This is a genomic window from Bacillus sp. AFS002410 (genome assembly GCF_002556365.1).
In the GTDB taxonomy this organism is placed as follows: domain Bacteria; phylum Bacillota; class Bacilli; order Bacillales; family Bacillaceae_G; genus Gottfriedia.
Genome location: NZ_NUEU01000009.1, coordinates 150,963 through 177,569, shown reverse-complemented (window position 1 = coordinate 177,569; position 26,607 = coordinate 150,963). Strand labels below are relative to the sequence as shown.

Below are 26,607 nucleotides of genomic sequence, written 5' to 3'. Positions count from 1 at the left end.
AGGAGTTCATAATGAAGCGATATCGTAATTTGGCAATAATAGCTGTTGTAACGACAATTAGTATTGGTACGTTTTTTACTAAAGTAGCTATGTCAGAAAGTAAGTTACCTAAATTTTACTTGAAGACTGAAAAAGGAGACTCAAAATACGTTAAAGATTTAATGATTAACGCTGGATATGGCCAGGACGGAAATAGAGGATTAAGTATTACTACAGATGGAAGCGAATATAAAAATAGTAATTCCATGCTTAGTGAACTGAATGCAGACTATTATGATTTAAAGAAATTAAATGATCTACAAAAAGAGGAAAGAAACTTCATGCGCGGAAAAAATTCTTCTTCTTCTCAATTTTATATCGATAAAGATTTTGCATGGCATGTTAATGTAAAAGGTGGAAGAATTGATGGATCGTATGCAGATAAAAATAATCATTTTAAAATGTATATAGATGGTCTTGATCTTCAAAATAAAGATCGATATACATTTAAACTTGAAATTCCCGGAGAAGAAAAATTCTCTTATATTTCCGTAGAAGATGTACAATTAATCGGAAAAGATTTGGTTGTTACTACCTCTCAAAATAAAACTTATTTTGATAAGAATACAAATTCAGGTGCTGTCGACCAAAATGAAAATGTAGTGTATAGGATAAATGTAAATCAAAAGAAAATTGTTGATCACACAGTAATCAATAAGACTACCAATGATCAAAAGAATCATACTCATACTGAATCTCAAAATATAATACAAGAAACAGATCCTACAGTTCCTTCTAAATACTCTATATACAAAAAGGTAAATTTAAAGGACACTCTTCAAGAGAACGGAGAAACAACAACTGATGTAATTAGTAGTGAACTTGTTTTATTTAATTTAGAAACTGGTAAAAATGAAGCTTTAAATTTATCGAATGAACAAAAAGAGCAGGTAAAGCAAAGTTATGAAATACTTGATAATAATGTTTTGTATTTCTTAACGAATAAGGATAATGGCATTTCGGTTTTAAAGTATAACTTAAATAGTAAAAAAATTGATGGTCAACCATTATTCACGAAAGTGGTAAACCTAGATAACACTAATTATAAAATTTTAAATGGAAAACTTTATGCATTAACGTCTAATGAAAAACCGGAAGAGATAAATAAAAAATTATTAATTGCTGATTTATCGAACGGACATATTATTTATGAAGGCAAAATTGATGTCAAAAATATAAAAGGTAATTCTAGTAAAGCATTAAAAAAATTACAAGTTTATGATTTTTTAACGAAATAGTGTTTGGATAAGGAGCTGTCTCATAAGTAATGAGACAGCTTCTTCTTATTTACAGCATGAATGAAGTAATACGAACAAATTATGTCTTTTGTTGATAAAGTTGTGAACTTTATTGATATAGTCGTTATTTTTGTTGATATAGCTTTGATTTTTGTTGATAAACCACTAGGTTCAATTTTTGTGATAGCAACTTTCTTCGCTCAATTTGATTACTAAGGAATATACGTTCTAGTTTAATAACTTGATTTCGTACTTGAACATCGATAATATGAAAGAACTATTAAATTTTAAAGTACGTTTGTTCTGTTTTTGATTGATTTTTGAAATTTTGTGGTAAAATAGAAGGATAGGTATGTTTTGGAAATGGAGGCGGGGAAGATGGAGCAGAATTTCGAGGTAGTTTCTAATTATTCACCTCAAGGTGACCAGCCAAATGCGATTAAGCAACTTGTAGATGGGGTCAAAAATGGTAAAGAGCATCAAGTTTTATTAGGTGCGACGGGTACGGGAAAAACGTTTACCATTTCAAATGTAATTAAGGAAATAGGAAAACCTACATTAGTATTTGCTCACAATAAAACATTAGCTGGACAATTATATAGTGAATTAAAAGATTTTTTTCCTAATAATGCAGTTGAGTATTTTGTAAGTTACTATGATTACTTTCAGCCAGAAGCTTATGTACCTCAAACGGATACTTATATTGAGAAAGATTCAAGTATTAATGATGAGATTGATAAATTGCGTCACTCTGCGACTTCCTCCCTTTTTGAACGTAAGGATGTCATTATCGTAGCGAGTGTTTCTTGTATTTACGGTTTAGGTTCTCCGGAAGAATATCGTGAATTAGTTTGTTCTCTTCGTATTGGTATGGAAATTAGTAGGGACGAATTATTACATAAACTAGTAGATATTCAGTATGCACGTAATGATATTGACTTCTCTCGTGGTACATTCCGAGTTCGTGGAGACGTTGTAGAAATTTTTCCAGCTTCACGTGATGAACACTGTATTCGTGTGGAGTTTTTTGGTGATGAAATTGAGAGAATTAGAGAAGTTGATGCATTAACGGGTGAGATTTTAGGTGATCGTGACCACGTTGCAATTTTCCCTGCATCCCACTTCGTTACACGTGAAGAAAAAATGAAAGTTGCGATTAAAAATATTGAACTTGAGCTGGAAGAACGTTTAAAGGTTATGAGAGAAAACGGTAAATTACTTGAAGCTCAAAGACTGGAGCAACGTACTAGATATGATCTTGAGATGATGAATGAGATGGGATTTTGTTCAGGTATTGAAAACTATTCCCGTCATCTGACTCTTAGACCAGCGGGTTCAACTCCTTATACATTATTAGATTATTTTCCGGAAGATTTCTTAATGGTTATTGATGAGTCACATGTTACAGTTCCGCAAATTCGAGGAATGTTTAACGGAGACCAAGCGAGAAAGCAAGTACTAGTAGATCATGGATTCCGTTTGCCTTCAGCATTGGATAATCGACCTTTAAAATTTGCTGAGTTTGAAGAAAAAGTTCAACAAACAATTTATGTCACTGCTACGCCTGGACCATACGAGTTAGAATTGTGCCCAGAAAAAGTAGAGCAAATCATTCGTCCAACGGGTCTGTTAGATCCAACGATTGATGTACGACCGATTGAAGGTCAAATCGATGATCTTATTGATGAAATACGAAATCGTATTGCTAAAAATGAGAGAGTACTAATTACTACTCTTACGAAGAAAATGTCTGAAGACTTAACAGATTATTTAAAAGAAATTGGTATTAAAGTTAACTACCTACATTCTGAAATTAAAACGCTTGAACGAATTGAAATTATTCGTGATCTACGTTTAGGGAAATATGATGTATTGATTGGAATTAACCTTTTACGTGAAGGGATTGATATTCCTGAGGTTTCTTTAGTCGTTATTTTAGATGCAGATAAAGAGGGATTCTTACGTTCAGAACGATCGTTAATCCAAACAATTGGTCGAGCAGCAAGGAATTCAAATGGTCACGTTATTATGTATGCTGATAAAATGACGAACTCGATGAATATAGCTATTAATGAAACAATGCGCCGTCGTGAGATTCAAGAAGAATATAACCAAAAACATGGCATTACGCCTAAAACGATTATAAAACAAGTACGTGATGTGATTCGAGCCACTGCTGTTGCTGAGGATGAAGAAGTTTACGAAAATGGCATTAGTGCTAAATATAAGAAAATGAACAAAAAAGAGCGTCACCTATTTATCCAATCAATTGAAATGGAAATGAAAGACGCAGCGAAGGCGCTTGACTTTGAACGAGCAACAGAACTTCGTGACTTAATATTAGAATTGAAGTCTGAGAGGTGAAGAACTTGAAAAGTATGAATGAAATTATTATTAAAGGGGCCAGAGCGCATAACTTAAAAAATATCGATGTAACGATCCCTCGTAATCAATTAGTTGTTGTAACTGGTTTATCTGGATCAGGTAAGTCCTCTCTAGCATTTGATACGATTTATGCTGAAGGTCAACGCAGATATGTGGAATCACTATCTGCCTATGCTCGTCAATTTTTAGGGCAAATGGATAAGCCGGATGTTGATTCAATTGAAGGATTATCACCTGCGATTTCGATTGATCAGAAAACTACAAGCCGAAATCCTCGTTCGACAGTTGGTACTGTAACAGAAATTTACGACTATTTACGCCTTTTATATGCTCGAATTGGTACGCCAATTTGTCCAAATCATGGCATCGAAATTACTTCTCAAACAGTTGAACAAATGGTAGACCGTGTAATGGAATATCCTGAACGTACGAAAATCCAAGTACTTGCACCTGTTATATCTGGTCGTAAAGGTACACATGTAAAAGTGTTTGAAGATATTAAAAAGCAAGGTTTTGTTCGTGTTCGAGTTGATGGTGAGCTATACGATGTATCTGATGAAATAGAATTAGAGAAAAATAAGAAGCATTCAATTGAAGTTGTAATTGACCGTATTGTTGTAAAAGATGGAGTAGCTACGCGTTTAGCTGATTCGCTTGAGACGGCATTAAAGCTAGGTGAAGGTCGAGTAATTATAGATGTTATTGGTGAAGAAGAGCTTCTTTTTAGCGAGCATCATGCATGTCCTATTTGTGGTTTCTCGATTGGTGAGTTAGAACCACGAATGTTCTCGTTTAATAGCCCATTTGGTGCTTGTCATTCATGTGATGGATTAGGGACGAAATTAGAAGTTGATTTAAGCTTAGTAATCCCAAATGAGGAATTGACGCTTAGAGAGAATGCGATTGCACCTTGGGAATCAATTAGCTCAATGTATTATCCTCAGTTGCTTGAAAGTGTATGTAACCATTATGGAATTAATATGGATATTCCATTTAAAGACATCCCAAAAGATCAACAAGATAAAATTCTTTATGGTAGTAATGGAGAACAAATTTATTTTAAATATGATAATGAACAAGGTCATGTGCGTGAAGCGATGATTCAATTTGAAGGTGTTATTTCAAATGTTGAAAGACGTTATAAGGAAACATCTTCAGATTTTATTCGTGAGCAAATGGAAAAATACATGGCACAACAAAATTGTCCAACTTGTAAAGGGCATCGTTTAAGACAAGAAGCTCTTGCAGTATTTATCGGTGGTTTACATGTTGGTGAAGTAACTCGAATGTCAGTTAAGGAAGGATTCGACTTCTTTAGGACACTTGAATTGACTCCAAAGCAGGAACAAATTGCAAATCTAATTCTTCGAGAAATTAGTGAGCGTATCGGCTTTTTAGTTAATGTAGGTTTAGATTATTTAACACTGAACCGAGCGGCGGGTACTTTATCAGGTGGAGAAGCTCAACGAATTCGTTTAGCAACTCAAATTGGTTCGAGATTAACAGGCGTATTATATATTTTAGATGAACCGTCAATCGGACTACACCAACGTGATAATGATCGATTAATCTCAACATTATTAAATATGAGAGATATCGGAAATACATTAATAGTTGTTGAACATGATGAAGATACAATGTTAGCAGCAGATTACTTAATTGATATCGGACCAGGAGCTGGTATTCACGGTGGGCAGGTCATTTCACAAGGTACTCCAAGTGAAGTAATGCATGATAAAAACTCGTTAACTGGAAAGTATTTATCCGGTGAGAAGTTTATTCCAGTTCCACTTGAACGTAGAAAAGGTGACGGACGTCAAATAAAGATTGTTGGAGCAAAAGAAAACAATTTAAAAAATGTATCGACTTCCTTCCCATTAGGTACATTCGTTGCTGTAACAGGTGTATCAGGTTCAGGAAAAAGTACATTAATTAATGAAATTTTATATAAATCATTAGCTCAAAAGTTAAATGGTACAAAAGTGCGTCCAGGTGAGCATAAAGAGATTAAAGGGATTGAACAATTAGAAAAGGTTATTGATATTGATCAATCACCAATTGGTCGTACTCCACGTTCAAATCCTGCTACTTATACTGGCGTATTTGATGATATTCGTGATGTGTACGCAGCTACGAATGAGTCGAAGGTACGTGGTTATAAAAAAGGTCGCTTTAGCTTTAACGTTAAAGGCGGTAGATGTGAAGCTTGTCGTGGCGATGGGATTATTAAAATAGAAATGCATTTCTTACCTGATGTATATGTACCATGTGAAATTTGTCATGGTAAACGATATAATAGAGAAACTTTAGAAGTTAAATATAAAGATAAATCAATCTCAGAAGTTTTAAATATGACTGTTGAGGATGCAGTTTCATTCTTTGAAAATATTCCAAAGATTAAACGTAAACTTCAAACGTTATTTGATGTAGGTTTAGGATATATTACATTAGGTCAACCTGCTACGACTTTATCAGGTGGGGAAGCTCAGCGTGTAAAACTAGCTTCTGAGCTTCATAAACGTACAAACGGAAAGACTTTATATATATTAGATGAACCTACAACTGGGCTTCATGTTGATGATATCGCTCGATTATTAGTTGTTTTACAAAGACTAGTAGATAATGGAGATACTGTGCTTGTAATCGAACATAATTTAGATGTTATTAAAGCGGGTGACTATCTTATTGATTTAGGTCCAGAAGGCGGAGACAAAGGTGGAACGATTGTAGCAACTGGAACACCTGAACAATTATGTAAAGTCGAAGCGTCTCATACAGGTAAGTATTTAAAGGTTGTATTAGAACGTGACAAAGCTAGAATGGAAAAACGAATGGCTTTGATGGAATCCTGAAGACAAAATTAAAGTAAAAACGTGATACAAAGAATGGGAGGAAACTCCTTTTTCTTTGTATTTGTTTTTAGTTAGGTTTTTTTAAGTAGTTGCTTTTACTTGAAAAGTAGTCCACATTTCTTTAATGTTTTAACATAGAATAAATAATGAAATAGAAAAATTTGTGAATATAAAAATGAGGACTTATCGATAGAGAGGAGATTTCCCGTGAAAAAACTATATCGATCTTCAAAAGATTCTATGCTTGCAGGAGTATGTGGCGGATTAGGAAAGTATTTTAATCTAGATAGTACATTAATAAGGTTACTTTTTGTTATATTATTTTTTATAGGATTTGGAGCACTTCTATTTGTATATTTAATTTGGATATTTGTTGTTCCAAAAGAAGGTGACGTGATTTAAATGAGATGGTTATTTTCACTAGCTATTAATAGCTTAGTTTTTATTGTAGTAGCCGGATTTCTACAACCAGATTTTTATGTGAAGAATGTTGCAACAGCTATAATTGCAGCGTTAGTATTATCAATCTTAAATACAATCATTCGTCCGGTCTTAATTTTAATAACTTTACCAGTGACCATTTTTACAATGGGCTTATTCCTATTTATAATTAATGCTTTTACGCTAGAGATTACTGATTATTTACTAGGGGATGCACTTAGGGTAAATGGTTTTGGAACAGCTATTATTGCATCAATTTTAATTAGTACATTCAGTATGTTAATTCAATACTTTATATTTGGCTCAAAAAACAAAAATAAGAATAGTCAACGCTAAAAATGGGAGTCTCTTAAGTTCAATTACTTTTGAGAGTCTCTTTTTTGCATTTATTAAATGTGTCAGAAATATGAACAAAAATACGGTTAGAAATCCTAAAATTCTCATTACGGTAAGACGAACAAAATGTGAATAATTTTGAAAAAATTTTGAACTCCGTTGATAAATGACTGGTTTTTGTTGATATAATGCTAAAACTGATTTGTAATTTGTTAAATCCCGCTGATCACAGTTTCATTTTTAAATTAATAATTTTTAATTTTTTGCGTGCAGTTATTAGCTTATCGACATTTTCCCACAAAGTTTAAAAATGGTACAATATGAAAGATAGTACATAATTATTAATCCTTAGGAGGCTTGTATGGCTAAATTACGTACAAAGAATTTAGTTGAGTATTTTAAATTAGAGGTTATTAGTGGAAGTGCGGGTTTGAATAAATCGATTAACACTACTGATTTATCTCGCCCTGGAATAGAGGTTGCTGGTTTTTTTACTTACTATCCATCGGATAGAGTGCAAATACTAGGGAAAACGGAATTAACTTTTTATCATAGTTTAACTGATGAAGAAAAGCATGATCGATTAAGAAAGCTTTGTGCTGACGATACACCTTGTATAATTGTTACACGAGGATTAGAGATACCAGCGGAACTAATTGAAGCAGGTGAAGAAACTGGTGTACCTATATTACTATCAAATAGTAAAACGACTAAGATGTATAGTAGACTAACGAGCTATTTAGAGGCGAAACTTGCTCCAACTACAGCATTGCATGGTGTACTAGTTGATATTTATGGGGTAGGGGTATTAATTACTGGTAAAAGTGGAGTTGGTAAAAGTGAGACTGCTCTTGAACTAGTAAAGCGTGGCCATCGATTAGTAGCGGATGATTCAGTTGAGATTCGTCAAACTGATGAAGATACGCTTATCGGTTCTTCGCCCGAATTGATTGAGCATTTATTGGAAATTCGCGGATTAGGAATTATCAATGTAATGACTCTTTTTGGAGCAGGATCTGTAAGAAATTACAAACGTATTACGCTAAACATCGACTTAGAGACATGGGACTCACAAAAAGTCTATGATCGAGTTGGTCTTGATGATGAAAAACTAAAAATATTAGATACAAGTATTTCGAAAATTACATTGCCGGTTCGTCCTGGACGAAATTTAGCAGTTATTATTGAAGTAGCAGCTATGAATTTCCGTTTGAAAAATATGGGTGTAAATGCGGCACAGCAATTTGCGGACCGTTTGGAAAAGGTAATTCAAGGTGGTAATAACGTAAGTGATTTAATTTAAAGATAAAGTGGGGAAATTGGAATGGAATCAAATATTCAGCCATTAAATAAAGTTTTTTTACATTTAGGTCCACTTTCAATAAAGTGGTATGGGGTATTGATTGGACTAGGTGTTGTTTTAGGGTTATGGTTGGCAATTCGTGAAAGTAAACGACGCGGTATACCAGATGATACATTCTTAGATTTAATTTTAGTAGCTCTACCTTCAGCAATTATAGGGGCTAGAATATACTATGTACTCTTTGAGTTAGACTATTATTCTAAGCATGTAAGTGAAATTCCAGCAATTTGGCATGGTGGATTAGCAATTCATGGTGGTTTAATTGGTGCATTTATTGCTAGTTATTTCTTTGCAAAGAAAAGAGGGATTTCATTTTGGAAGCTTGCAGATATTGCAGCACCAAGTATTTTAGTAGGACAAATGTTAGGACGCTGGGGAAATTTTATGAACCAAGAGGCTCATGGTGGACCAGTAACTAGATCGTTTTTAGAAAGTCTTCATTTACCTACATGGATTATTAATCAAATGTATATTGATGGAACATATTATCATCCAACATTTTTATATGAATCACTGTGGAGCTTACTAGGAATTATCTTCTTACTTATTTTAAGAAGAGTGAATTTAAGACGTGGAGAAATGTTTTTAACTTATTTAATTTGGTACTCAGTTGGACGTTTCTTTATTGAAGGTTTAAGAACAGACAGCTTAATGTTAACACATAATATTAGAATGGCTCAGTTTATATCAGTAGTCATAATTATCGTCTCAATTATCATTCTTGTTTATCGTAGAGCTAAAGGATTATCAAATGAACGATATTTAGATGCTTAAGTTTGTAAAGCAGGAGTGGTGAACACGGTGGAAACTTTAAAGAGAGGCTTACTAGTTGGTTTACAAACTTCTTGGAAAATAGGGAAAATCATTTTCCCTATTTCTTTCATTTTAACGATTATTAAGGAAACAGCACTAATGGACTGGTTTGTTAATTTGCTTGAACCATTAATGAGTTTTATTGGTTTAAAGGGAGATGCAGCATTAGTATTAGTGTTAGGTAATGTTTTAAACTTATATGCTGCACTTGGGGCTATGCTACCTATGGATTTAACTGTTAAGGAAGCATTGATCCTTGCTGTTATGTTAAGTTTTTCTCATAATCTATTTGTTGAAACGACTGTAGCAACTGCTGTAGGGGTTAGAGCATCATTTGTTGTTTTAGTAAGGATAGGATTTGCAATATTATCTGCTATTTGTATCCATTTTCTTTGGTCTGGTGGAACAGAAATTGTTCATAAAGGTATTGAAGTTGCAGAAGCGGCTAATCAATCAGAGTGGGAAATAATTTATACTGCATTCGTTTCGTCATTAATGGGTGTGTTAAACCTTGTTAAAATAGTTATTCCATTAATGCTAGTGATTCAAATAGCAAAAGATTTTGGATGGATGAATTATATAACTAAAGCATTATCGCCTTTTACTAAACTTATTGGTGTTGAAGCAAAAGCTGGAGTTACTTTAGCTGCGGGATTGTTTTTTGGATTAGCTTTTGGAGCTGGTGTTATGATTCAAGCTGTAAAAGAAGATGGTGTTTCGAAACGTGATTTATATCTCGTTTTCTTATTTTTAGTAGCTTGTCATGCTGTGGTAGAAGATACGCTTATCTTTATTCCTTTAGGTATTCCTGTTTTATATTTATTCTTAATCCGTTTCTTAGTCGCTCTAATTGTTACGTGTATAGTTGCAAGAGTAGTAGGCAAAGTAGGAAGGAAAACTGAATCAAGTTTAAACGTTGATGTGAAATAGAAAGGAAATATCTATGAAAATAAATACGATATTATTTGATTTAGACGGTACTTTAATCAATACAAATGAATTAATTATTGCTTCATTTTTGCATACTTTAAATAAATATTATCCTGACCAATATAAACGTGAACACGTTATTCCTTTTATGGGACCGACATTAACTGAGTCTTTTTCTACAGTAGATGAAGGAAGAGTTGATGAGTTAATTTCTGAATACCGCCGTTTTAATATGGAAATGCATGATGAATTTGTTGAAGAGTATGAAACAGTTTATGAAACGATTGAGACTTTACACAGATTAGGCTACAAAATTGGAATTGTAACTACAAAAGCGAGAAATGTAGTTGAGATGGGCTTAAGCTTCGGCCGGTTAAAGCAATTTTTTGACATAGTTGTTACAATTGATGATGTCCAAAATGCAAAGCCACATCCAGAGCCAATTCAATTAGCTCTAAAAAAACTTAATTCGATCCCTGAAGAGAGTTTAATGGTAGGTGATAATTACCATGATATTGAAGGTGGTAAAAATGCGGGAACGGAAACAGCGGGTGTTGCTTGGTCATTAAAGGGGAAAGAATTTTTAGCAACGTATAAACCTGATTTTATGCTTGAGAAGATGAGTGATATCTTATCGATTCTGGGAATTGAAGAGCATTGAGAAAAACGAAACGCTATCCAATTGAGGGTGAGAATTCACTTTGGCAATTGTACAAGACCGTTTCGTTTTGGAAAACATTTCGAAATGTTTTTGTAATTGAATTAGCCCGATACGTCCCATTCTTTAGATTGAAAAACTGGATGTATAGGAATCTAATAGGAATGAAGGTTGGAGATTTTACATCCTTTGCATTTAAAGTGACACCGGATTTAATGTTCCCTGAGTTAATCTCGGTAGGTAGAAATTCGATAATAGGCTATAATACGACAATCTTAGCGCATGAATATTTAATTAATGAATACCGATTAGGGAAAGTCATTATTGGTAATAATGTGTTAGTTGGTGCAAATACGACGATCTTGCCTGGTGTCACAATTGGCGACGGCGCAAAAATTTCAGCCGCAACACTAGTGAATAAAGATGTTCCAGCTGGTGCTTTTGTTGGAGGTAATCCAATGGTTGTTATTTCTTTGTCACAATCTGAAACTCTTTAAAAAAGTGGTTTCCATTATTTTTTTTTTCGGTTAGAATAATACTTTGACAACTTTATTTAGATAATGTGGAAATTGTACGTTCGTTTAAAATTCTTATAATTTGGACGGCGACTATTTCCTCTTTTTGTGTGATATACTGTGATAAGCTGGAAAAACTGGAGGATCGAATGTCAGAAAATTTGGGGAATCAAACAAATCAATTTCATAATGTCGTTTCGTTCTCGTTACCGAAAGATTATTTCTACGAAAAGGGTATGAAAGCTTATAATAGTAACGATACTGAGCAAGCGATTTATTACTTGAAAAAAGCTGCTGAAAATGAAGAAAATCAAACTGTTCTTGTTGATATTTCTAGGAAGCTTTTATCATTACATCAATATCAAACTACGATTACTATTTTAGAATATATTTTAGATAAATATCCAACTAATGAGGATGTATATTATTTATTAGCATTTGCATTTTTTGAGTTAGGGTTATTTCAAAAAGCAAATCTTTATGCTCAAAAGTATTTAGAAATTGGAACAGATGAAGAACAATTAGAAGAGCTAGAAGATTATTTAGACATCATTCATAGTGAAGAGGATGATGATTTAAGTATTAATGATGATTTACTAGTACTTCAAGAGAGAGTTACTAGCTATTTAGCAAATCATGATTGGAAATCAGCTAAATCCACTTTACTGAGCATTGTTGATAAATATCAAGAATTTTGGCCAGCATACAATAATTTAGCTTTAGTAGAGCTTCATTTAGGACATCACGATGAAGCTGAAAGAGTATTGGAGTATGTTTTAGAACAAAATCCAGGCAATTTATCAGCGTTAATTCATTTAACGATGCTAAAAAGGATCTTAAATGAACAAGAAGCTGCTCATGTTTATCTTGAAGGCTTATCAAATATCGTTCCGATCTCTGAAGAGCACCGTCATAAGCTTGGAGTACTTTTTTATCAATTCAAAAAGTATGAAGAAGCATATAAATTATTTAACTTACTTTATATGGAAAGACCTGATCGTGAAATTCAATTTTATTATATGTTATGTGATGCAGCTTATCGTTCAGGACGAATTGCGATTGCCGAGCGCATTTGGAATCAAGAAATGTCAAATGAGTTTGAAGAGCATGAAGAATTAGCACCATGGGCTGATAAAAAGCATTCATCGAACGAAATCGAGCAGTTAATGGCGGAAACTGAGTATCAAGCAAAACACTCTAATTCCAATAGTGAAAGATGGGGATTAATCTATTTCATGAAGGAGTATTATTACGAACAAAAGTTTAGTTCAATCCTTCAAGATATCGAACCGTTAGAAAATATTGGAATCGATGAGCAACTAGAACAAGTTCTTCTGAATAATATGTGCTATTTGGAGCCTCATCCATCATTAAATATTGCGATTAATGGAGCGAAAAAAGTTCAAGCAACTTGGGAAGAAGAATATATCATTCTTCGTAATCATCTTCAGTTATGGTTTTTCTCGATTTGTGAACTTACTTTAAAATATAAAGAGTTACCTGTAAATGAAGAAGTTTTATTAGCTGCTACACATTATCTTGTTGAAAATGAAGTAAAACGTGTATCACAAAAGAAAATTGCAGCAAACTATAATATCTCTACCTATTTATTAAATAAAGGCATCAGCGCCATTCGAAGCTTGTTTTAATACCAGATGGTGTTAAGCAAGCTTTCTTTATTTCACAAGAGATTAAGTATAAAGGCTCGTCAATCAACGAGTTTTCTATATTATGAGCATATGATTTGTTGTTTTATGTTGTCGCGTATTAGGATAGTGGTAGTTAAATGAACTAGGGCAATTAGCCATAAAAGTACAAGGAGTGATTAAGAAATGGAAGAAAAAATTTATGATGTTATAATCATTGGAGCTGGTCCTGCAGGGATGACTGCAGCTGTATATACATCTCGTGCTAATCTTTCTACATTAATGATGGAACGTGGTATTCCTGGTGGACAAATGGCAAATACTGAAGAAATTGAAAATTATCCAGGGTTTGATAGTATTTTAGGTCCTGATTTATCAAATAAAATGTTTGACCACGCGAAAAAATTTGGTGCTGAATACGCTTATGGAGACATAAAAGAAATTATCGACGGCAAAGAATACAAAACGATCGTTGCTGGTAAAAAAGAATATAAAACACGTGCAGTTATTATTACTACTGGTGCAGAGTACAAGAAAATTGGCGTTCCGGGTGAACAAGAACTAGGCGGACGCGGTGTATCTTACTGTGCTGTTTGTGATGGAGCATTCTTTAAAGATAAAGAATTAGTTGTCATTGGTGGAGGAGACTCAGCGGTTGAAGAAGGCGTATATTTAACTCGCTACGCTTCTAAAGTTACAATCGTACACCGCCGTGATCAATTACGTGCTCAAAAAATTCTTCAAGACCGTGCATTTGCAAATGAAAAAATTTCATTCGTTTGGAATTCAACAATCAAGGAGGTTAACGGAACTGACGGTAAAGTTAGTAGCGTAACACTTGTTGATACTCAAAATGGAGAAGAATCTGAATTTAAAACAGATGGAGTATTTATTTATATCGGAATGCTTCCATTAACAAAACCATTCTTAAGCTTAGGCATTACGAATGAAAATGGATATATCGAAACAAATGATGTAATGGAAACAAAAGTAGCAGGAATCTTTGCTGCAGGTGATGTTCGTGAAAAAACATTACGTCAAGTTGTAACAGCTACAGGAGACGGAAGTATTGCTGCTCAAGCAGTACAACATTATATTGAAGAATTAATGGAAGAGTTAGCTAAAACGAAGTAATCTACCATTAAAATATGATTGTTGCCAATTTATTTGAATTGTGTATACAATTGTAATATTCTGAAACTTACATGTAATTAGGGTGTAACTATACTGAAACATAGATACTGTAATATATTTAATAACCAGAGAGCCCCCTAATATATATAGGAACATGGATATGCGCTTGTCCATGTTCCCTTTTTTTGTGTAAATTTAGTTCCCCAACAGTATATCCAATTCTTGAAATTATTTCCAAATCCTAGAGCTTTTCCACCCCTAATTCCTGCTCCTAACAAGTTGTTGTTAGACAGGTTTAACGGTATAATATAGATTGGGCAGTTTCAACCAACTGCAAGTCGAAATTGTAAGTGAGGTATAAAAAATGCAAAGAGTTACACATTGTGTTTTGTTAAATGAAAATAATATCCTCTTGCTACAAAAACCTAGAAGAAACTGGTGGGTTGCACCCGGCGGCAAGATGGAGCCAGGTGAAAATATTAGAGAAGCAGTTGTACGAGAATATCGTGAAGAAACAGGTGTTTACTTAAAAAACCCAAAATTAAAAGGTGTTTTTACAATTATTATAGAAGAAGATGCTAAGGTAGTGAATGAGTGGATGATGTTCTCATTTTTGGCTACCGAGTATGATGGTCAAAATCAAGATGAATGTGAAGAAGGCATTCTTCGCTGGCATGCAATAGATGAAGTGAAGAAACTTCCTATGGCTGAAGGTGATTATCACATTATTGATTATTTACTTCAGGGTACAGAAATCTTGCATGGTACCTTTGTATATACGCCAGATTTTGAATTATTAAGATATCGATTAAATCCTAGTTAACCTAAATTCATAGAAAGGGTTGAATTAAATGCCTGCAAAATCACATGTGAAAATGGTTATAATAACTGGAATGTCAGGTGCTGGAAAGACTGTTGTTGTTCAAGCGTTAGAAGATATCGGTTATTTCTGTGTTGACAATCTTCCTCCGGCTTTACTTCCAAAATTTGTAGAGCTATTAAAGGACCCAGATCATAATACAACGGATAAAGTTGCTCTTGTAATGGATTTACGAGGAAGAGAATTCTTTGATCAATTAGGGAATTCGTTAGATCAATTAATGTCTACTCCTTCGATCATCCCTCAAATATTATTTTTAGATGCAACGAATGCTGCTCTTGTTACTCGCTATAAAGAAACGCGTCGTTCACATCCACTTTCTCCAACTGGTTCTCCGTTAAAAGGAATTGAGATGGAACGCACACTTTTAGCGGAAGTAAAAGGACGTGCACAATTAATTTATGATACTTCAGATTTAAAACCTAAAACATTAAGAGAAAAAATAATAAAACAGTTTAGAGAAAATGAGCAAGAAGGTTTTTCAGTAAATATTCAGTCATTCGGTTTTAAGTATGGCATACCGATTGATGCGGATTTAGTTTTTGATGTACGCTTTTTACCAAACCCATTTTATATTGAATCAATGCGTCCACTAACAGGCTTAGATGAAGAGGTCTCCTCTTATGTACTTAAATTTAATGAGACAACTGAGTTCATGCTGAAATTAATTGACTTAATTAGTTTTATGTTACCCCAATACAAAAGAGAAGGTAAACGTCAGTTAATAATTGCGATTGGATGTACAGGTGGACAGCATCGCTCTGTTACTCTAGCGGAGTATTTAGCTAACTACTATAAGGACCAATATGATACGAATATTAGCCATCGAGATGTTGAAAAAAGGAGCCATAAGTAATGGTTAGCCAACGTTCGAAAATAGTAATAATTGGAGGCGGAACGGGTTTATCTGTTTTAGTTCGTGGGTTGAAAAAACATCCCGTTGATATTACCGCAATTGTAACTGTCGCAGATGACGGTGGAAGTTCTGGACGATTACGTGATGAATTAAAAATTCCACCCCCTGGTGATGTAAGAAATGTATTGGCCGCATTATCTGATGTGGAACCGATGTTGGAAGAATTATTCCAGCATCGATTTGCTACATCTGGAGACCTTTCTGGACACTCACTTGGGAATTTAATGTTAAGTGCAATGACTGCCATTACAGGCGATTTTTATCGTGCAATCATTGAAATGAGAAGAGTATTAAATGTAAGAGGGAAAGTTATTCCAGCTGCTAACCAAAGTGTTGTATTAAAAGCGGAACTAGAAGATGGCACAATTGTTTCGGGTGAATCTAAAATCCCGTATTCAGGTAAAAAAATTAAAAGAGTATTTTTAGCTCCAAGCAATGTTGAACCTTTAAAAGAAGCCATTGATGAAATAGAACGAGCAGATTTAATTGTAATTGGACCAGGTAGCTTATACACGAGTATTCTACCAAATCTATTAGTTACTAAAATTGGGAAGGCAGTTGTAGCCTCAAAAGCTAAAAAAGTATATGTATGTAATGTTATGACTCAAGCTGGTGAGACATTGTATTATACGGCTAGTGATCACGTAAAAGCTTTGTATGAACACTTAGACTCAAGCTTTATCGATACAATTATTGTAAATGAAGGTACAATGCCAAAGAACATTTTAGAACTTTATAAAGAAGAACATGCTCAACAAGTAAAACCGGATTTGGATGAGCTAAATGCTTTAAAACTAGAAGTCGTTCATAAGTCAATCGTTAAATATGATGATAATGTAATCAGGCATGATACTGTAAAGTTAGCAGAAATTTTATGTGACCTTATCCCGACTAAAATAAAAGAATAATGAAAAATATTTAGTGTTCGAAGGAGGGGGTGATTCAAATGTCCTTTGCATCAGAAACGAAAAAAGAGTTAACAACAATAGAAATTAAAGATTGTTGTTCAAAATCGGAACTGTCTTCTTTAATTCGTATGAACGGTTCATTATCATTTGCAAATCGCCAATTTATTGTAGATGTAGTTACTGAAAATGCAGCTATTGCTAGAAGAATATATGTATTAATTAAACGTGTTTATGATGTGGACGTTGAATTACTCGTTCGTAAAAAAATGCGTCTTAAAAAGAACAATGTCTATATTGTTCGAATAAAAGAAGAAGCTAAGCATATTTTAAATGATCTTTATATAACAGGCGAAGGGTTTACTTTTACGAATGAAATAGCAAAAGAACTAATTGAAAAGAAGTGTTGCAAACGCTCCTACTTAAGAGGTGCTTTTCTAGCTGGTGGTTCAGTGAATAATCCAGAAACATCCTCATATCACTTAGAAATTTTTTCGCTTTATAAAGAGCATACAGAAGAAATTTGCCGTCTAATGAATGAATTCGGGTTAAATGCGAAGACATTAGAGAGACGAAAAGGCTATATCACTTATTTAAAGGAAGCAGAAAAAATCACTGAGTTTTTAAACATTGCTGGTGCTCATTCAGCCTTATTAAGGTTTGAAGATATCCGTATTGTAAGAGATATGAGAAACAGTGTTAATCGTCTAGTAAATTGTGAAACTGCGAACTTAAATAAAACAATTAGCGCAGCCTTCAGACAAATCGAAAATATTCGTTATATCCAAAGCTCCGTCGGTTTAGATATATTACCACCAAAACTCCGTGAAATTGCTGAGCTTAGAGTAGCGTATGAGGATGTAACATTAAAAGAATTAGGAGAAATGGTTTCTAGCGGTGCAATTAGCAAATCCGGAATTAATCATCGTTTACGTAAAATTGATGAAATTGCTGATAAGCTAAGAGCTGGGGAACCAATAAAAATAAAATAAATAAGTTAAGAGGTAAAAAAATGATTGAGAAAAAAGGGAGAGTACTATTAGAAACTGGAATACAGGCTCGTCCAGCGGCACAATTTGTTCAAGTCGCTACAAGATTTCGTTCAGAAGTATTACTAGCATATAAAGGTAAACAAGTGAACGTAAAAAGTATTATGGGCGTTATGAGTCTTGCTGTACCACATGGAGAAGAAATAGTAATTACTGTTACTGGTGACGATGAAGTTGAAGCAATGGAAGCAGTAATGGACTTTATTGGAGAAGAAATTTAATGATATTGGACATTCACTTAGGTGGATGTCCAATTTTTTTATACAAAAAAACTAGCCGGAAAATCACGACTAGTTTTTTAATTATTATTTAATAGCTGCAGTATTAGAAATTACTTTATCGATTAATCCGTATTCTAAAGCACGGTCTGCAGTCATAAAGTTATCACGCTCAGTATCACGCTCAATCGTATCTAATGGTTGACCAGTACGATCAGCAAGAATTTTGTTTAATTTATCGCGTAAGAACAAGATCCGTTTAGCTGCAATTTCGATTTCAGTAGCTTGACCTTGAGCACCACCTAATGGTTGGTGAATCATAACTTCTGCATTCGGAAGAGCATATCTCTTACCTTTTTCACCAGCAGATAATAAGAAAGCACCCATTGAAGCTGCCATACCAATACAAATTGTAGATACTTGAGGCTTAATGAAATTCATCGTATCATAAATAGCCATACCAGCAGTAATACTTCCTCCTGGGCTATTAATGTATAATGAAATATCCTTATCTGGATCTTCTGCTGCTAAAAATAAAAGTTGTGACACGATCGAGTTAGCTACGTTATCATCGATTGCACTACCTAACATGATGATGCGGTCTTTTAAAAGACGAGAGTAAATATCATACGCACGCTCACCACGACTTGTTTGTTCAATAACTGTAGGGATTAAATTCATTTTTTCTCCTCCTTGTTTAAAACAAAAGATTGATTAATACAATAATACCTTTAAGGTCAGAAAAGGTCAAATAAAAGAGATGCTTTATTTATGTATTCTTTTACCTAAAAACAATTGACCTTTTATAACATACTGATTATCTAATACTTCAACATCATTAACGACTTTTCCTATTATTAAACGTAACTTTATTTAGTTTTTCTTTTGAGTAGTATAAATTCTAATAAACTACGAAGAGCAGGAGAGGTAGGACTAGATATAGAAATGATTCTAAAAGGATTTTTTTAAGTATAATTCAATTTCTTCAGGAATGCTTCTTAGAAAATACGATCGAGTTAAAGTAGACAAAGTTACTAGAGGAGGAGAGCCAAATTGAATAAGTTACATTCCGCATTTCCAACAAATTTTCTTTGGGGTGGTGCAATTGCAGCAAACCAAGCAGAGGGTGCTTACTTAAAAGGTGGTAAAGGGTTAACGACTGTAGATTTATTACCGACTGGTAAAGAACGATTTTCGTTTATGTTAGGGAATATAGACTCTTTAACATTAAAAGAGGGAGTATACTATCCTTCACATGAAGCAATTGATTTTTACCATCGTTATAAAGAAGATATTGCACTGTTTGCGGAAATGGGATTTAAATGTTTAAGGTTATCAATTGCATGGGCAAGGATTTTTCCTAACGGAGATGAAGAATTACCAAATGCAGAGGGTCTCCAATTCTATGATGATGTTTTTGATGAGCTATTAAAATATAATATTGAACCAGTTGTCACGACTTGCCATTTTGATGTGCCAGTCCATTTAGTAGAGAAATACGGTAGTTGGAAAAATAGAGAAATGATCAACTTTTATGAGAAGTATACAAGAACAATCTTTGATAGATATAAAAACAAAGTTAAGTATTGGATGACATTTAATGAAATAAACATGCTATTACATGCACCTTTTATTGGAGCAGGGATTATTCTTAAAGAAGGTGAGGATAAAGACCAAGTTCTTTACCAAGCGGCACATCATCAACTTGTAGCTAGTGCTTTAGCTGTAAAAGCATGTCATGAAATTATTCCAAATAGCCAAATTGGCTGTATGCTAGCAGCAGGTGCAACCTATCCTTATACTTGTCATCCAAACGATGTTTGGAACTCAATCGAAAAAGACCGAGAATCCTACTTTTTCATTGATGTTCAATCAAGAGGGGAATACCCTGGGTATGCTAAACGATATTTCAGAGAAAATGATTTACATATAGTAATGGAAAAAGATGATGAAGAGCTATTAAAAAATAACACGGTGGACTATATCGGTTTCAGTTATTATGCAAGTCGTTGCACTAGTACTGATCCGGAAGTATTAAGTCAATTAACTGAAGGAAATATCTTTGCCTCCATAAAAAATCCATATTTAAAAGCCTCAGAGTGGGGATGGCAAATCGATCCTAAAGGATTACGAATAACATGTAATCAATTATACGACCGTTACCAAAAACCATTATTTATTGTGGAAAATGGCCTAGGAGCAATTGATGTAATTGAAGACAACGACACAATTAATGATGACTACCGAATCGAATATTTAAACTCACACTTTAAAGAAATGTCCGAAGCAATCCAAGACGGCGTCGAAATCATTGGCTACACAAGCTGGGGACCAATCGATCTAGTAAGTGCAGGAACCGGTGAAATGAAAAAACGCTACGGATATATATACGTAGACAAAGACAACGAAGGAAAAGGTACATTAAAAAGACTCAAGAAAAAAAGCTTTTACTGGTACCAACAAGTTATCAAAACAAACGGTGAAAACCTATAAAATAGTAACCAAAGAAGAGGAGGCACCAAAAGCACATCTTCTTCTTTTCATATTCTTAGAATATTTTCATACCCGAAAACAGACCTAAAACATTGCAGTCAGAACTTTCTAAAGATATAATTGACCTATATTGATTATGCGTTCCTAGCTCAGTGGATAGAGCGCGTCCGAATAAGCTTCGTAGCGAAACATCAGCGCACCAATCGAGCCACTACTTGCATAAGCTTTCTGAGATTGGGGCGACCTATACAATATACTTATCTACCCTTATAAAATATGCGTTCGTAGCTCAGTGGATAGAGCGTCGGTTTCCGGTACCGTGTGTCGCAGGTTCGAATCCTGTCGAGCGCGCTAAAAAGTAAAAAGCCGATTGATATTATCTGTTTAAAAACAGAAGTAATATCAATCGGTTTTTATTTTTTTCTACTGATAATCCTCCTCCTTCTAACCTACAACTAAAGATGTATCAAAACTCCATCCAATGAAGAATGGGTTCCCTTACCTTACTGTCATATATTTAAAGTAAGAAAAAGGAGGCCTTCAAAATGGATATAAATTCATGGTTTTTTGAGGAACTAGCAAAATTCAATAAAGAAGAAATGGAAAGAGAACTAAAATTCACAGAAACATATAAACTATACTCAACAACTAAGAAGAAAAAATACTTTATCGACCTAAAAATCATTAAATTCTGTATATAAAATTGAGGATGTTTAAAGCCAAAACAATACTAAGGATAATAGTGTCGCGTGATTCTAAAAGATTTGGCATGGGGTTTTTAATAGCTTGAATTTTTTTCCTCTACCATTTTTCAAAAATATATGTTATATTACTTATTGCGATGAGCTAATTTGAGTAAGACGAGAGATATGCGCAAGCTAAACGCGCGGATGTGGCCGCCCGGTCTCTCGCCTCAAACGCATCAAGACGTCTGCTGCGGCAGGCGTCTTTCTTTTTGTTCATTTCTTTGTGTATAATAGTACATATTAATATTGAAGGGAATGTTTTTGTGTTAACTATTGCAGAATACACTGTAGAAGAAATAAAAGATCCATTTGGCATCATTGAAGGGGAGCGATATGAATTTATTCTTTATATTGATGTACCAGAAGATGATGAATTATATAATGAAAAAGGAATATACATAAAAGCACTTTTTGGTGTAAATGGTGAAGAGTCTAGATTAATAAAATATGACTTGTTTGAGGTTGAATCAAATAGTTATTTAGATTTTGATTTGGAAGAAGATGAAGAGAAAGAAGTATTTGAATTTTGTAAGTCTCATTTAACAGTTGAAGAATAATTTTAATGTGTTGTAGTATAACACACTTTCGGTTTAATTAGGGTGTTTCGCATTAATTCGCCAACACACTACTATCTTTTAGCTAACACAGTACGATTTATGGCTACACACAAATGAAACACTAAAATTTAATAAAAATGATTAGTTTTAAAAACCTTGATTTCTCAAGGTTTTTTTATTGGGTTTTAAAATAAATAGATTTTTTAGAAAATTGGCACAGATTTTGCAATATTTAAATTGATTAAAAAACTTGTCCTTGTATCGCGTAATTCTTTTGTCATTATTTGTAAAAATGTAAGCGCTACAATGGCTGGGTAAATTTTGTAGGAGGTGGAGAATGAATATTCTATTAGTATGTTCAGCAGGTATGTCAACTAGTTTACTGGTCACGAAGATGGAACAAGCAGCAAAGGCAAAAGGGATTCAGGCCAACATATGGGCTGTTGCTGGTGATGAAGCGAAAGAAAATTTAGCTAAAGCGGATGTATTACTACTTGGACCACAGGTTCGTTATCTTGCCTCAGAGATGAAGAAGCTGGCTGAACCTAAGGGGATTCCAGTAGATACTATTAATCCGGTACATTATGGATTGATGAATGGTGAAGCTGTGTTAGAAATGGCTTTAAATTTGAAAAAATAAAACGGGGTATTAAAAATTTAGAGAGAAAAGAAGGTGTATCAGAATGATGCGTTTTGCTGAAAAGTATATAATGCCTGCAGCAGCGAAGTTTGGAAATCAACGTCATTTGCTAGCTATCCGTGATGCGTTAATTGGTATGATTGCAATTACGATGATCGGAGCATTTGCGACTTTAATTAATAATCTAGGTGGAGCAATCCACGGCTACGATCACATGATGGAAACTGTCTTCGGTGCTAACTGGAAAACATTAGGCGGCGATATTTGGTGGGGAACTTTTGCATTTATGACCGTGTTTGCAGTTGTAGGGATTGCCTATAAATTAGCACGTTCTTATGGCGATGAAGGTTTTGAAGCTATGCTTGTTGCATTAGCATGTTATTTTGTACTTGTTCCACAATCATTAGCTGCAGTTTCTGTTACATTAGACGGAGGCAAAACAGCTACAGGTAGTGCTTGGGGATTTATTAGCTGGAATTCATTAAACTCAACAGCTTTATTTACAGGTATTATCGTAGCGATTGTTGCAACTGAAATTTTTGTACGATTAGCTAGAGTAAAGCAATTAGTTATTAAATTACCTGATGGTGTTCCACCAGCAGTATCGAAAGCGTTTGCAAAACTATTACCAGGTATGCTAACAATCTTCATTGTAGCTTTAGTTGGTTTATTATTCAGATTGTATTTATCTGATGGAGTATACTTTAATGATTGGTTAAACTCAGTTCTTGTAAAACCATTAACTGATGCAGCTGATTCATTAGGATTTGCAGTTGCAATTGCATTCTTTGTTCATTTCTTCTGGGCACTAGGACTACATGGTCCGAATATTTTAGGTGGTATTACGACACCATTATTAACAAGTTTAGGAAATCATAATATTGACTTATACGCAAAAGGAGTTACTGATTTAGATAAGTACTCAGTTTTAGCAGGACCATTCTTAGATGCATTCGTGTATATGGGCGGATCAGGAACAACAATTGGTTTAATTATTGCAATGTTTATCGTTAACCGTAGACGTTATAAACAGATGATTGCTTTAGGCACACCTCCTGGATTATTTAATATTAATGAACCAATCATTTTCGGTTTACCGATTGTATTAAATCCAGTATGGTTAGTACCATTTATCCTTACTCCAATTGTATTAACAATTATTTCTTATTTAGCTGTTCAATCGCATATCGTATTCCCAGTTGTTTCAACTATTCCATGGGTAACTCCACCGGTTATTGGCGGATATTTAGCAACAGGTGGTCATTGGAGCGGAGCAGCTTTATCGTTAGTTAACGCCGTAATCTCTGTTATTATTTACTTGCCATTCGTAGTAGTTGCAGAAAGAATGGAAGCTAAAAGATCAACGGAAACTACGAGCAGTAACTCATTAAATGTTTAATAGAATGTAAAGGAGAAGAGTGCAGATGCCTACCGACACAAACAATGAACAAATTGCATTTCAGCTTATATTACATTCAGGTAATGCTAAAAGTTTATTAATGGAAGCGATGTATAAAGCTCGAGAGGGGGAGTTTGAGGAAGCTCGTAAGAAAGTAAGCGAAGCAAATGCTGAACTTAGGCTGGCTCATCATTCCCAAACTTCACTTATACAAAGTGAAGCGGGCGGGCAACACTATCAAATTAATATTCTTTTAGTGCATGCACAAGATCATTTAATGAACACTCTTACAACGAGGGACTTAGTGGAAGAGATTATATACTTGCATGAGAAAATCTCATAATAAACAAAAAGTGGTGTAGACAAGCTCTACATCACTTTTTTGTTCTATAAAAGTATATAATTTAAGAGGAATTCAATAGAGTTTTAAAACACTAAATTATTTGTGTGTCTATTCTGCAACACACTAGCGTGTAGTTAACACACTAATTCATTTTTAGAAAAATTATCAATTCTATACAACACACTAAGAAAATTAAGCTGCAGCCTTGAAAGGTTTAGAAAAAACCATTAATATTTTAAATCCTTGTAGGACAAGGACTTTAAGTTGAAAATAAATATTTTTAAAGCAATGATAAAAAGTTGGCACGCCATTTGCTATATAAAGAGTGTACAAAATAAAAAAATTGGTAGTTCCTTACTAAAGATTGTAAGCGCTACACATTAACTGATACTGGAGGAATTATAATGAATATTTTATTAGCTTGTTCAGCAGGGATGTCTACTAGTTTACTAGTAACTAAAATGGAGGATGCAGCAAAAGCAAAAGGAATTGAAGCAAAAATTTGGGCAGTATCAGGTGATGCTGCAAAAGAAAATTTAGATAAAGCCGATGTTCTTTTATTAGGGCCACAAGTAAGATATTTAGCTTCAGAGATGAAAAAAGTTGCAGAGCCAAAAGGAATCCCAGTTGATGTGATCAATCCAGTACATTATGGACTGATGAACGGTGAAGCTGTTTTAGAATTAGCTCTTAGCTTAAAAAAATAGCATTTATTGTTGCATGAATTATTAACAAAAAGGAGCCTTAAAAAATGATAAATTTTGTAGAAAGATATATAATGCCAGCTGCAGCAAAGTTCGGTAACCAACGTCATTTGTTAGCAATACGTGATGCGTTAATCGGTATGATTGCCATTACAATGGTAGGTTCGTTTGCAGTTTTATTTAATAATCTAGGCGGAGCGATAAAAGGCTACGACAAGATGATGGAAGCACTTTTTGGACTAAATTGGAAGACACTAGGTGGAGACATTTGGTGGGGAACATTCGCATTTATGACTGTGTTTGCAGTTGTAGGGATTGCATATAAATTGGCTCGCTCATATGGAGATGAGGGATTCGAAGCAATGCTTGTAGCATTAGCATCATATTTTGTGCTAGTGCCACAAACTTTAAATACAGTGACAGTTACATTAGAAAATGGAAAAACAGCTACTGGTAGTGTTTGGGGATTAGTAAACTCAACATATACTAATTCAACTGCACTATTTACTGGAATAATCGTCGCAATTATCGCAACAGAAATTTTTGTCCGCTTATCTAAAGTGAAAAAATTAGTCATTAAATTACCTGATGGTGTACCACCAGCGGTTTCTAAAGCATTTGCGAAACTGTTACCAGGTATGTTAACAATTTTGGTAATCGCAATTGTTGGTTTGTTATTCCGATTATATTTATCTGATGGAGTATATTTTAATGATTGGTTAAGCTCAGTGCTTGTTAAACCATTAACAAATGCTGCTGACTCATTACCATTTGCAATCGGTATCGCATTCTTCATTCATTTCTTCTGGATGCTTGGCCTACATGGACCAAATATTTTAGGTGGAATTACAACACCATTATTTACAGCTTTAGGGAATGAAAATATTGATTTAGCAGCAAAAGGTGTTACTAAGTGGAGCGAATACAATGTAATGGCTGGCCAATTCTTTGATGCATTTGTTTTCTTAGGTGGATCAGGTGCTACGATAGGGTTAATCATTTCAATGATCTTAATTAATAGAAAACGTAATAAACAAATGATTGCATTAGGAGGAGCACCAGGTTTATTCCAAATCAATGAACCAGTTCTTTTCGGATTGCCAATCGTATTAAATCCAATGTGGTTAATTCCATTTATAGGTACACCAATTATCTTAACAGTTATATCATATTCAGCGATTTCCCTTGGATTAGTTCATCCTGTAACAACAAGCATTCCTTGGGTAACTCCGCCAATTTTAGGTGGTTGGTTAATTACAGGTGGACATTGGACAGGTGCAGCTTTAGCCGCATTTAACTTAGTTATCTCAGTGGTTATCTATCTACCATTTGTGGCAATGCAAGGAAGAGTCGAAGCTAAAAAAATGAGAGAAGCAGCAAATAATCAAAGTGCTGCCATGTAACGCA

26 protein-coding genes and 1 tRNA gene are annotated in these 26,607 nt (G+C 34.1%); 26 read left to right on the top strand and 1 reads right to left on the bottom strand.

Annotated elements, in window-relative coordinates:
• The first annotated feature begins 11 nt into the window (after nt 1-11).
• From CN692_RS08505 to CN692_RS08425, 17 genes are all read left to right on the top strand, one after another.
• Nucleotides 12-1,277 carry a hypothetical protein gene (locus CN692_RS08505; protein ID WP_098118726.1) on the top strand — a complete coding sequence of 422 codons (1,266 nt, stop codon included), beginning with the start codon at nt 12-14 and terminating at the stop codon, nt 1,275-1,277.
• Nucleotides 1,278-1,655: 378 nt separating this feature from the next.
• Nucleotides 1,656-3,641, top strand: coding sequence for an excinuclease ABC subunit UvrB (uvrB, locus tag CN692_RS08500; protein WP_098118725.1), 1,986 nt, complete (start codon nt 1,656-1,658; stop codon nt 3,639-3,641).
• Between the two features lie 14 nt (nt 3,642-3,655).
• On the top strand, nt 3,656-6,514 hold the full coding sequence (gene uvrA / locus CN692_RS08495; RefSeq protein ID WP_098119107.1) for an excinuclease ABC subunit UvrA: 2,859 nt from the start codon (nt 3,656-3,658) through the stop codon (nt 6,512-6,514).
• A gap of 207 nt (nt 6,515-6,721) precedes the next feature.
• Nucleotides 6,722-6,916, top strand: a complete 195-nt coding sequence (locus CN692_RS08490) for a PspC domain-containing protein (protein ID WP_098118724.1) — start codon at nt 6,722-6,724, stop codon at nt 6,914-6,916.
• Nucleotides 6,917-7,291 (top strand): phage holin family protein, encoded by a 375-nt coding sequence (locus CN692_RS08485; RefSeq protein ID WP_098118723.1) that lies wholly within the window; start codon nt 6,917-6,919, stop codon nt 7,289-7,291.
• A gap of 361 nt (nt 7,292-7,652) precedes the next feature.
• Nucleotides 7,653-8,594, top strand: coding sequence for an HPr(Ser) kinase/phosphatase (hprK, locus tag CN692_RS08480; RefSeq protein ID WP_098118722.1), 942 nt, complete (start codon nt 7,653-7,655; stop codon nt 8,592-8,594).
• A 21-nt stretch (nt 8,595-8,615) separates the two neighbouring features.
• A complete protein-coding gene (gene lgt, locus CN692_RS08475) occupies nt 8,616-9,428 on the top strand; it encodes a prolipoprotein diacylglyceryl transferase (RefSeq protein ID WP_098118721.1) in 813 nt (270 codons plus the stop codon).
• Between the two features lie 27 nt (nt 9,429-9,455).
• Entirely contained in the window at nt 9,456-10,397 is a 942-nt protein-coding gene (locus CN692_RS08470; protein ID WP_098118720.1) for a nucleoside recognition domain-containing protein, read from the top strand.
• A 13-nt stretch (nt 10,398-10,410) separates the two neighbouring features.
• Complete coding sequence (ppaX, locus tag CN692_RS08465; RefSeq protein ID WP_098118719.1) at nt 10,411-11,058, top strand: pyrophosphatase PpaX; 648 nt, start codon at nt 10,411-10,413, stop codon at nt 11,056-11,058.
• Nucleotides 11,055-11,552, top strand: a complete 498-nt coding sequence (locus CN692_RS08460) for an acyltransferase (RefSeq protein WP_098118718.1) — start codon at nt 11,055-11,057, stop codon at nt 11,550-11,552. Before ppaX ends, CN692_RS08460 begins: the two co-directional genes overlap by 4 nt.
• 167 nt (nt 11,553-11,719) lie before the next feature.
• Nucleotides 11,720-13,219 carry a tetratricopeptide repeat protein gene (locus tag CN692_RS08455; RefSeq protein WP_098118717.1) on the top strand — a complete coding sequence of 500 codons (1,500 nt, stop codon included), beginning with the start codon at nt 11,720-11,722 and terminating at the stop codon, nt 13,217-13,219.
• A 183-nt stretch (nt 13,220-13,402) separates the two neighbouring features.
• On the top strand, nt 13,403-14,350 hold the full coding sequence (trxB, locus tag CN692_RS08450) for a thioredoxin-disulfide reductase (RefSeq protein ID WP_098118716.1): 948 nt from the start codon (nt 13,403-13,405) through the stop codon (nt 14,348-14,350).
• Nucleotides 14,351-14,714: 364 nt separating this feature from the next.
• Complete coding sequence (locus tag CN692_RS08445; RefSeq protein WP_098118715.1) at nt 14,715-15,173, top strand: NUDIX hydrolase; 459 nt, start codon at nt 14,715-14,717, stop codon at nt 15,171-15,173.
• Nucleotides 15,174-15,201: 28 nt separating this feature from the next.
• Nucleotides 15,202-16,086, top strand: coding sequence for an RNase adapter RapZ (gene rapZ / locus CN692_RS08440; RefSeq protein WP_098118714.1), 885 nt, complete (start codon nt 15,202-15,204; stop codon nt 16,084-16,086).
• Nucleotides 16,086-17,054, top strand: a complete 969-nt coding sequence (locus CN692_RS08435) for a gluconeogenesis factor YvcK family protein (RefSeq protein ID WP_098118713.1) — start codon at nt 16,086-16,088, stop codon at nt 17,052-17,054. Before rapZ ends, CN692_RS08435 begins: the two co-directional genes overlap by 1 nt.
• A 38-nt stretch (nt 17,055-17,092) precedes the next feature.
• Nucleotides 17,093-18,043 (top strand): DNA-binding protein WhiA, encoded by a 951-nt coding sequence (gene whiA / locus CN692_RS08430; protein WP_098118712.1) that lies wholly within the window; start codon nt 17,093-17,095, stop codon nt 18,041-18,043.
• Nucleotides 18,044-18,063: 20 nt separating this feature from the next.
• On the top strand, nt 18,064-18,321 hold the full coding sequence (locus tag CN692_RS08425) for an HPr family phosphocarrier protein (protein WP_025568719.1): 258 nt from the start codon (nt 18,064-18,066) through the stop codon (nt 18,319-18,321).
• A gap of 84 nt (nt 18,322-18,405) precedes the next feature.
• Here the strand turns inward: CN692_RS08425 and clpP are convergent, their stop codons facing one another.
• Nucleotides 18,406-18,999: an ATP-dependent Clp endopeptidase proteolytic subunit ClpP gene (clpP, locus tag CN692_RS08420; RefSeq protein ID WP_025568718.1), complete on the bottom strand. Its 594-nt coding sequence runs from the start codon at nt 18,997-18,999 to the stop codon at nt 18,406-18,408.
• Between the two features lie 372 nt (nt 19,000-19,371).
• On the opposite strand from clpP, the gene CN692_RS08415 reads away from it, so the two are divergent.
• From CN692_RS08415 to CN692_RS08380, 9 genes are all read left to right on the top strand, one after another.
• Nucleotides 19,372-20,811, top strand: coding sequence for a 6-phospho-beta-glucosidase (locus CN692_RS08415; protein WP_098118711.1), 1,440 nt, complete (start codon nt 19,372-19,374; stop codon nt 20,809-20,811).
• 278 nt (nt 20,812-21,089) lie between these two features.
• Nucleotides 21,090-21,162 (top strand) — tRNA-Arg (locus CN692_RS08410).
• 194 nt (nt 21,163-21,356) lie between these two features.
• Nucleotides 21,357-21,512: a hypothetical protein gene (locus CN692_RS26095; RefSeq protein WP_179874397.1), complete on the top strand. Its 156-nt coding sequence runs from the start codon at nt 21,357-21,359 to the stop codon at nt 21,510-21,512.
• Between the two features lie 308 nt (nt 21,513-21,820).
• Nucleotides 21,821-22,114, top strand: a complete 294-nt coding sequence (locus CN692_RS08405; protein ID WP_098118710.1) for a DUF6509 family protein — start codon at nt 21,821-21,823, stop codon at nt 22,112-22,114.
• 337 nt (nt 22,115-22,451) lie between these two features.
• Entirely contained in the window at nt 22,452-22,754 is a 303-nt protein-coding gene (locus CN692_RS08400) for a PTS sugar transporter subunit IIB (RefSeq protein WP_098118709.1), read from the top strand.
• Between the two features lie 43 nt (nt 22,755-22,797).
• Nucleotides 22,798-24,153 carry a PTS sugar transporter subunit IIC gene (locus CN692_RS08395; protein ID WP_098118708.1) on the top strand — a complete coding sequence of 452 codons (1,356 nt, stop codon included), beginning with the start codon at nt 22,798-22,800 and terminating at the stop codon, nt 24,151-24,153.
• Nucleotides 24,154-24,178: 25 nt separating this feature from the next.
• The gene (locus tag CN692_RS08390; protein ID WP_098118707.1) at nt 24,179-24,496 is read left to right on the top strand and encodes a PTS lactose/cellobiose transporter subunit IIA; all 318 of its coding nucleotides are present in this window, start codon (nt 24,179-24,181) and stop codon (nt 24,494-24,496) included.
• Between the two features lie 404 nt (nt 24,497-24,900).
• Nucleotides 24,901-25,203 carry a PTS sugar transporter subunit IIB gene (locus CN692_RS08385; RefSeq protein WP_098118706.1) on the top strand — a complete coding sequence of 101 codons (303 nt, stop codon included), beginning with the start codon at nt 24,901-24,903 and terminating at the stop codon, nt 25,201-25,203.
• Between the two features lie 44 nt (nt 25,204-25,247).
• On the top strand, nt 25,248-26,603 hold the full coding sequence (locus CN692_RS08380; RefSeq protein WP_098118705.1) for a PTS sugar transporter subunit IIC: 1,356 nt from the start codon (nt 25,248-25,250) through the stop codon (nt 26,601-26,603).
• Nucleotides 26,604-26,607: the final 4 nt, after the last annotated feature.